Raw genomic sequence first — 12,667 nt, 5'->3', positions numbered from 1 at the left:
ACCCCAACCCCCGACCCCGTCTACGCCGACCTGGCGGAAATCGACCGCGTCTCCCCCTCCGACGCCGCGCGCCCCCTGCCCGCCGAGATCCACCGCCTGGGCCCGCCGGCCCCCCGCACCCACGGCTCCCTGGCCCTGGCGCACGAGCCGGAGCCCACCCCGGTTCCGATGCCCGACGAGCGGCGGCTGCGCAGCCTGGCCCAAGCCCTGGCCGAGATCCTGGCCGGCCGCCGGCCCCCGCAGACAGTTCAGAACCGGCTCAGCGCCCCGGCCTACGCGAGTCTCCTGCGCGCCGGAAAGATGATCGACAGCACTCGCCCACCGTGGGTGGGGGTGCCCCATGTCCAGCAGCCGAACGAGGACACGGTGGAGATGTGCGCCCTTGTCCGCTGCACCCCTCGCAGCCGCGTCCTGGCGGCCCGCCTGGAACGCCGCGGCGTCCAGTGGGTCCTGACGGAGTTCGAAACCGCCTGACCCGATCAGGGGCCTGCTGTGCGCCGTCTGACAATCTCTGCGGCGCACAGCAGCGTCTCTCTGAAGCCGGGTCTGAGCGGAGCTGTGTGAAGCCTGGTCCGAGCCCGGCTTCCCGCATAACCGAGCACTGTCACTACTTCCCGCATGCCCGAGCGCTGTCACTACTTCCCGCATGCCCGAGCGCTGTCACTACTTCCCGCATGCCCGAGCGCTGTCACTACTTCCCGCATGCCCGAGCCCGGCTTCCCGCATGCTTGAGCACCGTCACTAAGTGTCCGACTCGACTCGAACGGCGCACCCCCGACCAGGAGCCATTGCTAGGACCCCAGCAACCTGAAGACGTATGACCGACCCTGCTCCAGCCTCGAACCGCCTTCTGCACCGCCTGAGCATCCGGCTCAGCCGGTACCGCACGCTCCGGCCTGATGACTCGGCGCTGGGCACTGTTCGGCGACCCTTTCAGCGCACGCCGGAGCTCTGACCAGCACGCAGCGCGTTGAGCTCGGGTTCCCACACCCCGGAATCCGGCGGCCTCTCCATCACCATGAAGCCAAAGCCACACCGAGGCCCCAGCCGAGCGGGTAACCCCCACCGCCGCACGGACGCGATCGCGGATGGGTTCGGCGAGCTGCTGAATGACGCTCGGCGTCATCCCGCTCGCCGTCAGAGCCACCGGCGGACGACCCCGCGCCCAGAGCCGGGAACCTCTCCCACCGCTGGGGTCGTACATGCGAAAGCCCTCTCCTTCACCTCGAAGGAGAGGGCTTCGGCGTCGTCTACCGGCTAGGCGGTCGCGTTCTTCGGGTCGCCGTGGCAGCGCTTGAACTTCTTGCCCGAGCCACAGGGGCAGGGCGCGTTGCGCTCGACGTTGCCGTAGTTGGCGCGCTGCTCCGGCGTCGAGCGGCGGACCTCGACCTCACCGTCTTCGCCCGGACCCGAGTAGCTCATCTGCGGCTGCGGGCGGCGCAGGGCGTTGGCGATGATCGAGCCCGCCTCGGCGACGGCCGCGTTGGGGCCCGCACCGGCCTCGTAGGAGATCGGGCTCTCGGCGACCGGCTGCGGCGGCTGGTAGCGGAACAGGAAGTTGACCGAGTTCTCCTTGATGCCCTCGAGCATCGCGGCGAACATGTCGTAGCCCTCGCGCTGGTATTCGATCAGCGGGTCGCGCTGGGCGTAGGCGCGGAGGGCGATGCCCTCCTGGAGGTAGTCCATCTCGTAGAGGTGCTCGCGCCACTTGCGGTCGAGCACGTCGAGGATGACGCGGCGCTCGGCGTCGCGCAGGACCTCGGCGCCGAACTCCTCCTCGCGCTTGCGGTAGGCGGCCAGGATGTCGGCCTTGACCCGCTCCTCGAGGAGGGCGGCGTCGATGCCTTCGCGGCCGCCGGCCTCCTCGGCCAGGTCGTCGATCTTCAGGGAGATCGGGTAGAGCTGGCGGAAGGCGTTCCAGAGCTTGTCGAGGTCCCACTCTTCGGCGAAGCCCTCGGAGGTGGCGCCCTTCACGTAGCCGCTGACGACGTCTTCGATGAAGGTGTTGACCTGGTCGTGGAGGTCGGCGCCCTCGAGGACCTTCTGGCGCTCGGCGTAGATCACCTTGCGCTGGCGGTTCATGACCTCGTCGTACTTGAGGACGTTCTTGCGGATCTCGAAGTTCTGCTGCTCGACCTGGTGCTGGGCCGAGGCGATGGCCTTGGAGACGATGCCCGACTCGATCGGCTGGTCTTCGGGGATGTTCAGCCGCGTCATGATCATCTCGACCCGGGCCGAGTTGAACAAGCGCATCAGGTCGTCTTCGAGCGACAGGTAGAAGCGCGACTCGCCGGGGTCGCCCTGACGGCCGGAACGACCACGCAGCTGGTTGTCGATGCGGCGGGACTCGTGGCGCTCGGTGCCCAGGACGTAGAGGCCGCCGAGGGCGGTCACCTCTTCGTGCTCGGTCTTGACGGCGTCCTTCGCCTTCTCCAGCGCCTCGGCCCAGGCCTTCTCGTATTCCTCGGCGGTCTCGACCGGGTCGAGGCCGCGGCTGCGGAGTTCGAGGTCGGCGCGGAACTCGGGGTTGCCGCCGAGCATGATGTCGGTGCCTCGACCGGCCATGTTGGTGGCGACGGTGACGGCGCCCTTGCGGCCCGCCTCGGCGATGATCGCGGCCTCACGCGCGTGGTTCTTCGCGTTCAGCACCTCGTGGCGGACGCCCTTGTGCTTGAGCATGCGCGACAGGCGCTCGGACTTCTCGACGGAGGTGGTGCCGACGAGGACCGGCTGACCGGCCTCGTAGCGCTCCTTGATGTCGTTGACGCACGCCACGAACTTCGCGTCTTCGGACTTGTAGACCATGTCGGACTGGTCTTTACGGACCATTGGCCGGTTCGTCGGGATCGGCACGACGCCCAGCTTGTAGGTCTGGTGGAACTCGTTGGCCTCGGTGGCCGCGGTGCCGGTCATGCCGGACAGCGTGGTGTAGAGGCGGAAGTAGTTCTGGAGGGTGATCGTGGCGAGAGTCTGGTTCTCGTCCTTGATCTTCACGCTCTCCTTGGCCTCGATGGCCTGGTGCATGCCCTCGTTGTAGCGGCGGCCGTGGAGCACGCGGCCGGTGAACTCGTCGACGATCAGGACCTCGCCGTCGACGACGATGTAGTCCTTGTCCTTCTTGAACAGTTCCTTCGCCTTGAGGGCGTTGTTCAGGTATTGGACGAGGTGGGTGTGCTCCGGCTTGTAGAGGTTGTCGATGCCGAGCAGGTCTTCGACCTTCTCGACGCCGGCCTCGAGGATGCCGACCGTGCGCTTCTTCTCGTCGACGACGTAGTCGCCGGTGCTCTCGGTGCCGTCCTTGCCCTCGACGCCCTTGCGGAGGCGGGGGACGATCTTGGCGAACTCGGAGTACCACTTGCCGGACTGCTCGCCGGGACCGGAGATGATCAGCGGGGTGCGGGCCTCGTCGATCAGGATCGAGTCGACCTCGTCGACGACGGCGAAGTTGTGGCCGCGCTGGACGAGCTCCTCGATCGACCACGCCATGTTGTCGCGCAGGTAGTCGAAGCCGAACTCGTTGTTGGTGCCGTAGGTGATGTCGGCGGCGTACTGCCGGCGGCGCTCGTCGGACGGCATGTTGGCGAGGATGCAGCCGACCTCGAGGCCCAGGAAGCGGTGGACGCGGCCCATGGTCTCGGAGTCGCGCTTGGCCAGGTAGTCGTTGACCGTGACGACGTGGACGCCCTTGCCGGAGATCGCGTTGAGGTAGGCCGGGAGAGTACAGGTGAGGGTCTTGCCCTCACCGGTGCGCATCTCGGAGATGTTCCCCATGTGGAGGTTGGCGCCGCCCATGATCTGCACGTCGAAGTGACGCTGGCCCAGCACCCGGCGCGCGGCCTCGCGGACCACCGCGAAGGCCTCGGGGAGCAGGTCGTCGAGGGACTCGCCCTGGGCGTGACGGTCGCGGAACTCCTGGGTCTGCGCCCGCAACTCCTCGTCGGAAAGGCTCTTGAAGTCCTCTTCAATGGAGTTGACCTGCTCGGCGATGCGCTTCAGCTTGCGCAGCGTCTTACCTTCGCCGGCGCGGAGAATTCGGTCGAGAATGGCTGCCACTTTTGTAAAGCTCCTCGCAGGTCTGAGGACGAGACACACTTCCCCTGTGCCATGGTAGGCCGTTCGACCACCAGACACAGCCACCACGAGTTTCAGCGGGAGCGGCGCGGCGGACCGGGGGACGGGGTCGATAGGCTCAACCCTGTCAAACGTAAGGAGACCGCCTGGTGTTCCAGTCAGGGACGCGGAAGGCGCGAGTCGGGTAGGGCGGAATGGCAGAGACCTCACACCAGGGAAGCCACGCGGGCAGCGCGAAGTCGTGGGTGGCGGTGACGACGATCCTGATCGGCACGATCATCAGCGGCGCGGGCCTCACCGGCCTGGGCGCCGACACGGCCAACTGGACCATGGTCTGGGTCGGCGTCGGCGTGTCGGCCGTGGGCGCGATCCTCGCCCTGGTCTTCGACGTCTTCTCCGACGTCGTGATCGACGCCCCGCGCGTCATGGACGCCCGCGACCACCACAGCCCCTTCGAGCACTGACCCGTTAGAACTGTCGGCGCCCCCGGCTACAGTCGGCCGGATGGACCTCACGGCCGACGAAGCACGACGGCTCATCCTGCGCGCCCAGGGTTTCCTGGGCGCCGGCGGCCGCAGGGGCGGCCCGGCGGGCATGCTGCGCCGCCTGGGCGCCGTGCAGCTCGACACGATCTCGGTGCTGGCCCGCTCCCATGAGCTGGTGGCCTACGCCCGCCTCGGCGCGATCGGCCGCCCGGCGGTCGAGCAGGCCTACTGGAGCGGGTCGGCCTTCGAATACTGGTGCCACGCGGCCTGCATTCTGCCCGTCGAGCACTGGCCGGTCTACGCCTTCCGCCGCCGCGCCTACCGCGAACGGCGGTTCCGCTGGCACGAGGTGCCCGCGACGGTGGGCGAGATCCTCGATCGGGTACGCCAAGACGGCCCCCTGACCACCGGAGACATCGGCGGCGCCAAGAAGGGCGGCCCCTGGTGGGACTGGTCCGACGCCAAGATCTCCGTCGAGTTCCTGCTCGACGTGGGCGACGTCGTCTGCGTGCGGCGGGTGGGCTGGCGGCGCGTCTACGACCTGGCCGAACGCGCGATCCCCGCCGAACACCGGGAGATCGACCTCACCGACGAAGAGTGCGTGACCCGGCTGACCTCGATCGCGGGCCGCTCCCTGGCCGTGGCGACCAGGGCCGACCTGGTCGACTACACGAGGGTCAAGGACAAACACGCCGCGATGCTCGACGACGCCCTGCTCGGCGGCGCGAGCGGCCTGGTGCCCGTGACGGTGGCGGGCTGGCCGGCGGCCAGAAAGGGCGGCCCCAACGCCTGGGCCGACCCCGAGGCGCTGGCCCTGGGCGAGGCGCGGGGTCGCCACCGCACCACCCTGCTCAGCCCCTTCGACTCCCTGATCTGGGAACGCGCCCGCGCCGAGCGTGTCTTCGGCATGGCCCACCGCCTGGAGGCCTACGTCCCGAAGGAGAAGCGGGTCCACGGCTACTTCGCGATGCCGGTCCTCCACGGCGGCAAGCTGATCGCCCGCGTCGACCCGGCCCGCGAGGGAACCACCCTGGTGGCCAGGCGGGTGACCCTGGAGCCGGGCGTCACGAAGCTCGACGCCGTCGAGGAGGCCCTGAGAGAAGCCGCGACGTGGGTGGGCTGCACGGGTCTGCGCGTCGAAGACGTCAGGTGATCTCGAGGAGACGTTCCCTGACCGCGTAGACGACCGCTTCCATCCGGCTGTGCAGTTGCAGCTTCTCCAGGATGTTGCGGACGTGGTTCTTCACCGTGTTCTCCGAGATGAAGAGTTCCTTCGCGATTTCGCGGTTGTTCATCCCCTTCGCCACCAGCCGGAGCACTTCCATCTCCCGGTCGGTCAGCCGGGGCACCGGAAGCTGGGGCGGCCGCTCGGCCTCTTTGCGGCTGATGCTGGCGAACTCGGTGATCAGCTTGGTCGCCATGGCGGGGTTGATGAACGACTGCCCGCTGTGCACGCCGCGGACGGCGTCGGGGACCTCGTCGATCTGGACGTCTTTCAGCAGGTAACCCGTCGCGCCGGCCTTGAAGGCCTCGAACAGGTCCTCCTCCTCGTCGGAGGCGGTGAGCATGATGATCCGGGTCGTCGGCATGCTCTCCTTGATCGCCCTGGTCGCCTCGATGCCGTCGCGCCTGGGCATCCGCACGTCCATCAGCACGACGTCGGGCAGCAGCTTCTCGGCGAGCGCCACGGCCTCCTGACCGTCGCTCGCCTCACCGGCGACCTCGATGTCCGCTTCGGCCTGGAGGGCCAGCACCAGGCTGCGGCGGATCAGCGAGTGATCATCGACGATCAGCACACGGATCGGCTCACCGCGCCCGCTGGGGCGGCTTGCGTCGTCTCGTACGCTGCGGTCACTCACAGCTCCTCCTCGTCGGGGGGCCAGGTAGCTGGATCGCCATCATGACATGGCTTCCAGTGCTGGCGAGGATCTCGTACGCCATGCGCCCCGCACCAGGCGGGGCGCATGGTCGTCTCGCTTTGAAAACGTGGGAAGGGGTGGCGCCGGTTCAGCCTTCGACGAGACGCAACACGCCGTAGTCGTATCCGCGGCGCCGATATACGACGCTCGGGTGGCCGCTTTCTTTGTCACGGAACAGGAAGAAGTCGTGGCCGACCAGTTCCATTTCGAGGAGGGCCTGGTCGATGGTGATGGCGTCGGACTGGTGGAACTTCTCGCGGACGACGAGAGGGCCGTCGCCGTCCTGCTCTATCGGGATGATCGGTTCGGTGTAGCCGTTGTCTGGCTTCTGCGGCGGGATGTACTCGTCGTGGAGCAGTTCCGGCTCGGGCAGCCTCGCCACCGGCTCTCCCAGGCCGCCGTTCCCGGCCAGGGTCGCGGTGAACTCGGCCACCGACGGAGGGCAGTTCTTCCCGTGATGGATCTTGCGGCGGTCACTCAGCCGCCGCAGCCGTGATTCCAGCTTGCCCAGAGCGATCTCGAGCGCGGCGAAGCGGTCGTCCGCCGCCGCCTCGGCCCGTACGGCCGGGCCCTTGGAGTGGATGGTGAGTTCCACCCTCTCCCTCTGGTCGCTCATCCTGGGGTTCTTCTCTCGCGAGACCTCTACGTCAACCCGGATGAGTCGGTTGTCCAGTCGCTCGATCTTGGCCAGCTTGGAAGTCACGTGATCACGGAAACGGTCGCTCACTCCGGTGTGCCGTCCCTTGACGATGATGTCCACGCAAAAGCCCCCTTCGCCTATCGACTGACATGAAGGAGCACCCGTTCGGCCGACCTGGTCTTCGTCCCCACATCCGCCTGCTGAGGGGTTCGCAGCTCCACGCCACTACTGCCCTTCTCTTCTGGCAAGAATCATCTGGATTCTTGGGAAGGCAGGTCTTACCTCTAAGCCGCACCGTGATCGGTCGACCAAGAGTCGCCTTACGTGGACCGTTTCGCCTGCGGCTGGCATCGGCTAGCCAGGCCGAACCCCCGAGGGGACTCGGTCCGGCGCAACCACGGACCCGAACGGGTGCCATGTCCTGAACGCTAGTCGCTGCCCGGCCGTATGTCAGCCGTGAGCCACGCCAAAGGATCACTTTCGGTGATTTTTCCCGGGGCGTGCGAGCGCGGAGGGGGCCTTGGGGTGGCTTGGACCATGGCCGGGACCACCTGGTCAAGCCTCTTCTGACATGCGGGTTCACCAGGTATTTGACACGAGGTTGTCACTCCGAGGCCAGGTCGTTATTTGACCGTTTCTTTACCCAGAGTGATGTCGGCGAATTTGTGACCGCCGGGCGTGTCGCATGACCGGCACTCGTTTTCGGGTGGCCGCAACGGTGACCGCGACGGCGGTCTCGGCGCCCGCCGCCCGCAGCGCGCGGGCCGCCTCGGCGAGCGTCGCGCCGGTGGTGACCACGTCGTCGACCAGCACGACCCGGCCCTTCGGCACCGCTCCGGAGGTGAACGCCCCGGCCAGGTTCGCGGCCCGCTGGGCGGAGGTCAGGCCCGACTGGTCGGCGACCTTCCGGGCGGGCCGCAACACCGGCGCGACGGTCACCTGGACGCCTCCGGCCCGCAGCCGCCGGGCCGCGACCTCGGCGATCCGGCGTACCGGATCATGGCCTTTGGCTCTTCTCGACCGGCGGGTGCTGGGCACCGGGACCAGCACCAGCGGGCCCGGCTCAGGCGGCAGGCCCGCGACCACGCGGGCCAGGCAGACGCCCAGCGCGGCGCCGAGGGCGGTGCGGCCGCGTTCCTTGTACGCGATCAGCACCCGCCGCGCCACCCCGTCGTAGCCGGCGGCGGCCCAGCACTCGGGCAGGCCCTCGGGGGGCGCCTCGGGCTGGTGGAGGCGGGGCGGGGCGGTCAGTTCGGCGGCGCACCCGGAGCAGACCAGGGCCCCCCGGCCGCCGCAACCGGCGCACCGAGGGGGAACGAGCAGATCGAGCACCGCGTCGAGCACGCGGACCACCATGACACTCCCTGCCGACACTGACGAAAGTTCACCCCAGAGGGTAGGCGGGGAAGTTGGAGCCACCGTCCACGAGGGTGGTCCACTTCTTGCCGTCCCACACCGTGATGGCGCCGTTGTCGTCGCTGGCCAGGATGCGCGAATCGGTGCTCGTGATGTAACTGAGGCGCTTGGGCACCTCGATGGCGGTCTTCTCGTCGCCGTCCATGATCGGGTAGGCTGCCAGAGTCTGCTGGGAGCCGTTCTTCTCGGTCAGCACCAGCAGGGTGGTGGCGTCTTTCCAGGCGACGTCGACGACCCGCTGGCCCTCTTCCGCGGGCACCAGGGTCTCCAGCGCCCCGACCCGATAGGTCTGGCCGCGCACGATCGACCCTATCTGCACGGTCGGCCCCGCCCCGTGGTCGGCGACGACCGCGACCCTCACCCCGTCACGGGCCACCCTGAACGCGCTCACGGTGGAGTCGGCCAGCTCGGGAGCCGGCACCGGCGACTGGTGGTTGGCGTTGGCGGCGTGCCAGACCTGCGACTTGCCGCCCGCCGACTCGACCGCCCAGACCTCGCCCTCGCGGTCCCACGACGGCGAGGTGAGGCTGCCCTGGGCGTTGATCCAGCGCTGCCACGGGCTGCCGGCCACCATCTGGGTGACCCAGACCCCCGTCTCGTCGCTCATCAGGGCGGCCACCTGGTCACGCCCCTCGGCGGAGACGGCGATGTGGTTGAACGGCCGGGTCGGCTGCCCGGCCGCGCCGAGCACCGCTGCGGGCTGCTCCTCGTCCTTGCCCGCGGCCCGGAACATCCGGCCCTCGCGGACGAAGTAGCCGGCGGCGTCGCCGGTGATCACCGACGGGTTGTAGGTCGGGTACTCGGTCGGCTTGAAGCGCATGCCGCCGCCCGGGAACGCCTCGCCGTTCACCAGGATCTCGATGTAGCGCCCGCCGACCCGGTCGGCGCCGAGCGACCAGGCCAGTTGCGCCTTCATCGCCTTGATGCGGTCGGGGCTGTCGCGCAGCTGGGCGATCGGGGAGGAGAAGTCGACGTAGAGCGTGTCGCCCTCGATCTCGATGCCGTTGAGCTCGGTGCCCTTGGGGAAGACGTTCTCGACCGCGCCCGCGAGCGGACCCGTCGGGCCCCTCAGCAGGGTCCGGATCAGCGACTCGGGCAGGCCCCGGCTGGGGTCGATCGGCACCCGCACCCGGTCGGCCACCAGGCCGTTGAACGACGGGTTGGGGAAGTAGATCTCCACGGGGGCGTACGCCCTCGTGAGGTCGGTGCGGAGCAGGATGAGGCCCTGGGGGGCCTCGGAGATGCGCCACTCGCCGTTGACCCGGACCAGCGTGAACGCCTCGTCGAGGGTGCCCTCGGAGGCCGCGCGGTAGCGGCCGCCCGCCTCCAGGGTGCCGACCTGGCGGCCCTTGAACGACACGATGAACTTCTCGGCGTCCTCTTCGGGCAGGTCGTCGGCGAAGCGGCAGTCGCAGACCCGCGTCGCGGCGGCCCAGGGTTGCCATTCGGCCGCGGCCGCGCCGGTCAGGTACTGCCGGGCGATCTTGCGCTGGGGGTCGTCGAAGCTGGCCATCGCGGTCTGGAAGCCGCGCACGATCTCCACGGCCGTCGCGTCGGGCCGGGGCGGCGAGGCCAGGATCCGGACGTAGGTCTGGCTGAGGATGTCGCCCCCGCGCTCCTCCTCGCTGGCCGTCGGCGGGTTGCCGCTGGCCGGCACGATCGTGCAGCCCGTGAGGGTGGCGAGCGTGGCCACCAGCGTGAGAACACGTCGCCTAGTCGACATCGAACACCCCCGACTCCCCCGCGGCGGCCGACAACACGGGCGTGGCGTGCCCGCGCCAGGTCCGGCGCATCTCGACCTCCGGCGGCACCAGGGGCAGCGGCGAGCCCTTCAGCACGCTCCCGGCCGTACGCGGCAGCGAGAGCCGGAACTGGGTGCCCTCGCCCGGCGAGCCCCACGCCTGCAGCCAGCCGCCGTGCAGGATCGCGTCCTCGCGGGAGATGGCCAGGCCCAGGCCGGTGCCGCCGATGGTGCGGGCGCGGGACGGGTCGGCCCGCCAGAAGCGGTCGAAGACCATGTTCTCCTCGCCCGCGCGCAGGCCCACGCCGTGGTCGCGCACGGCCACGGCGACCGCGTCGCGGTCGGCCCCGAGGGTGACCACGATGTCCTTGCCCTCGCCGTGCTCGATCGCGTTGAACAGCAGGTTGCGCAGGATGCGCTCGATCCGCCGGGTGTCGCACTCGGCCATGCACGGCTCGGTGGGCAGCCGCAGCTCGAACCGGGTGGCGTGGCGTTCGGCCAGGGCCTCGGAGTCACCGACCGCGCGCAGCACGACGTCGCGCATGTCGACCGACTCGAGGTCGAGGGTGGCGGCGCCGGCGTCGTAGCGGCTGATCTCCAGCAGGTCGGCCAGCATCGACTCGAACCGTTCGAGCTGGGCCTGCATGAGCTCGGCCGAGCGGGCGGCCATGGGGTCGAAGTCCTCGCGGGCGTCGTACAGGAGGTCGGCGGCCATGCGGACGGTGGTCAGCGGGGTGCGCAGCTCGTGGGAGACGTCGGAGACGAACTGGCGCTGCACCTGGGAGAGCTCCTCGAGCTGGTGGATCTTGAGCGCGAGGTTGGAGGCCATCTCGTTGAACGAGGTGGCGAGACGGGCCAGGTCGTCTTCGCCGCGGACCTTCAGGCGCTCTTCGAGACGGCCGGAGGCCAGCCGCTCGGCGGCCTGGCGGGCCAGCCGGACGGGCGTGACGACCTGACGGGTGACCAGCGAGGCGATCGCGGCCAGCAGCAGCACCAGGCCGGCGCCGACCAGCACGAGGAGCTGGAGCACCGAGCTGAGGGTCTCCTCCTCCTCGTTGAGCGGGAACAGGTGGTAGACCTCGTAGGTGCCGTTGACGCCGGCGAAGACCCGCGACCCGATGACCAGCCCCGACACGGTCTCGCCGCTCAGGTAGCGCAGCGGGCTGTAGCGGGAGTCGGTCTGGTCGGCGGTGCCGGTGCGCACCTGCTCGCGGAAGCCCCGCGGCACGCTCTTGTAGGCGTCGATGTTGAGGGTGGCGCGGTCCTGCCCGACGATGCTGTCGTTGAAGATGACCACCGCGTAGCGTGCCCCGGCGCGCTGGGCCAGCACGTTGATGGCCTGGTCGGCGGGGTCGAGCATGGTCTGCGTGGCGGGGTCGGACTGCTCGCCCGGGTCGGGCTCGGCGACGCTCGACAGGTAGTCGGAGACCGTCAGCACGTTGGCGCGGGCCTCGGCGGTGGCGGCGTCGGTCCGGCCGGCCAGCATGGTCTTGTTGATCGACTGGAACAGGAAGACGCCCAGAACGGCCACGACGACCATCGAGATCAGCAGGGTGGAGGTGACCACCCGCATCTGGAGGGAGCGCCGCCAGGCGGAGCGGGCCCGGCCCGCGATCCGCCGAGCACGGCGACGGACCCCCCGGGCGATCTGCCGGGGAGTCCGTCGGGGCCGCTTCTTAGGCATTCAGACGGGGATCAGGCCGGCCCGGCTTTGTACCCGACGCCGCGGACCGTCACGACGATCTCGGGGTGCTCGGGGTCCTTCTCGATCTTCGCGCGGAGCCGCTGCACGTGCACGTTGACCAGTCGCGTGTCGGCGGCGTGGCGGTAGCCCCAGACCTGCTCCAGCAGCACCTCGCGGGTGAACACCTGGCGCGGCTTGCGGGCCAGCGCGACGAGGAGGTCGAACTCCAGCGGCGTGAGGTTGATCGTCTCGTCGAACCGCTTGACCGAGTGACCGGCGACGTCGATCGTGATGTCGCCTATCTGCAGGATCTCGGGGGTCGGCTCGTCGGTGCGGCGCAGCCGCGCCCGGACCCGGGCCACCAGTTCCTTGGGCTTGAAGGGCTTGACGATGTAGTCGTCGGCGCCCGACTCGAGGCCCAGCACGACGTCGATGGTGTCGCTCTTGGCGGTGAGCATCACGATCGGCACGCCCGACTCGGCGCGGATGCGCCGGCAGACGTCGATGCCGTCGGCCCCGGGCAGCATCAGGTCGAGCAGCACGAGATCAGGGCGGGTGTCGCGGAACGCGTCGAGCGCCTTGTCGCCGTCTGAGACGAAGGACGGTTCGAAACCCTCCCCGCGCAAGACGATGCCGAGCATCTCGGCGAGAGCGGCGTCGTCGTCGACGACCAGCACGCGTCCTTTCATGGCCCCTCATTCGTTACTTCGG

The 12,667-nt window shown here is 69.3% G+C and carries 10 protein-coding genes; 3 read left to right on the top strand and 7 right to left on the bottom strand.

Annotated features, from left to right (window positions below):
• Positions 1 to 474, top strand: a 474-nt coding sequence (locus tag AW271_RS40635) for an Rv3235 family protein (RefSeq protein WP_169806314.1), incomplete at its 5' end; no start/stop codon positions are given.
• A gap of 783 nt (positions 475 to 1,257) precedes the next feature.
• Here the strand turns inward: AW271_RS40635 and secA are convergent.
• Positions 1,258 to 4,053 (bottom strand): preprotein translocase subunit SecA, encoded by a 2,796-nt coding sequence (gene secA / locus AW271_RS10485; protein ID WP_062335387.1) that lies wholly within the window; start codon positions 4,051 to 4,053, stop codon positions 1,258 to 1,260.
• A 212-nt stretch (positions 4,054 to 4,265) separates the two neighbouring features.
• On the opposite strand from secA, the gene AW271_RS10480 reads away from it, so the two are divergent.
• Entirely contained in the window at positions 4,266 to 4,535 is a 270-nt protein-coding gene (locus tag AW271_RS10480) for a hypothetical protein (protein WP_062335386.1), read from the top strand.
• 40 nt (positions 4,536 to 4,575) lie between these two features.
• Complete coding sequence (locus tag AW271_RS10475; RefSeq protein WP_062335385.1) at positions 4,576 to 5,709, top strand: winged helix-turn-helix domain-containing protein; 1,134 nt, start codon at positions 4,576 to 4,578, stop codon at positions 5,707 to 5,709.
• Here the strand turns inward: AW271_RS10475 and AW271_RS10470 are convergent.
• From AW271_RS10470 to mtrA, 6 genes are all read right to left on the bottom strand, one after another.
• On the bottom strand, positions 5,702 to 6,415 hold the full coding sequence (locus tag AW271_RS10470; RefSeq protein ID WP_062335384.1) for a response regulator: 714 nt from the start codon (positions 6,413 to 6,415) through the stop codon (positions 5,702 to 5,704). The two genes, AW271_RS10475 and AW271_RS10470, sit on opposite strands and share 8 nt — an antisense overlap.
• 148 nt (positions 6,416 to 6,563) lie before the next feature.
• On the bottom strand, positions 6,564 to 7,235 hold the full coding sequence (gene hpf, locus AW271_RS10465; RefSeq protein ID WP_062335383.1) for a ribosome hibernation-promoting factor, HPF/YfiA family: 672 nt from the start codon (positions 7,233 to 7,235) through the stop codon (positions 6,564 to 6,566).
• Between the two features lie 519 nt (positions 7,236 to 7,754).
• Positions 7,755 to 8,471 (bottom strand): ComF family protein, encoded by a 717-nt coding sequence (locus AW271_RS10460; protein WP_157554017.1) that lies wholly within the window; start codon positions 8,469 to 8,471, stop codon positions 7,755 to 7,757.
• Positions 8,472 to 8,499: 28 nt separating this feature from the next.
• Entirely contained in the window at positions 8,500 to 10,254 is a 1,755-nt protein-coding gene (locus tag AW271_RS10455; RefSeq protein WP_157554016.1) for an LpqB family beta-propeller domain-containing protein, read from the bottom strand.
• Positions 10,244 to 11,845 (bottom strand): MtrAB system histidine kinase MtrB, encoded by a 1,602-nt coding sequence (mtrB, locus tag AW271_RS10450; protein ID WP_439648968.1) that lies wholly within the window; start codon positions 11,843 to 11,845, stop codon positions 10,244 to 10,246. Before mtrB ends, AW271_RS10455 begins: the two co-directional genes overlap by 11 nt.
• A gap of 122 nt (positions 11,846 to 11,967) precedes the next feature.
• Entirely contained in the window at positions 11,968 to 12,645 is a 678-nt protein-coding gene (gene mtrA / locus AW271_RS10445; protein ID WP_030451251.1) for an MtrAB system response regulator MtrA, read from the bottom strand.
• Positions 12,646 to 12,667: the final 22 nt, after the last annotated feature.

It is taken from the genome of Herbidospora sakaeratensis, assembly GCF_001570525.1.
GTDB classification, from domain to species: Bacteria; Actinomycetota; Actinomycetes; order Streptosporangiales; family Streptosporangiaceae; genus Herbidospora; species Herbidospora sakaeratensis.
Note: the sequence above shows the minus strand (reverse complement) of the source record. Positions and strands in the feature narration are given on the sequence as shown.

Coding starts and splice junctions, on each gene's coding strand:
- AW271_RS10480 (WP_062335386.1), top strand. CDS start 4,266: ATGGCAGAGACCTCACACCAGGGAAGCCACGCGGGCAGCGCGAAGTCG.
- AW271_RS10475 (WP_062335385.1), top strand. CDS start 4,576: ATGGACCTCACGGCCGACGAAGCACGACGGCTCATCCTGCGCGCCCAG.
- AW271_RS10460 (WP_157554017.1), bottom strand. CDS start 8,471: ATGGTGGTCCGCGTGCTCGACGCGGTGCTCGATCTGCTCGTTCCCCCT.
- AW271_RS10455 (WP_157554016.1), bottom strand. CDS start 10,254: ATGTCGACTAGGCGACGTGTTCTCACGCTGGTGGCCACGCTCGCCACC.
- mtrB (WP_439648968.1), bottom strand. CDS start 11,845: ATGCGGGTGGTCACCTCCACCCTGCTGATCTCGATGGTCGTCGTGGCC.
- mtrA (WP_030451251.1), bottom strand. CDS start 12,645: ATGAAAGGACGCGTGCTGGTCGTCGACGACGACGCCGCTCTCGCCGAG.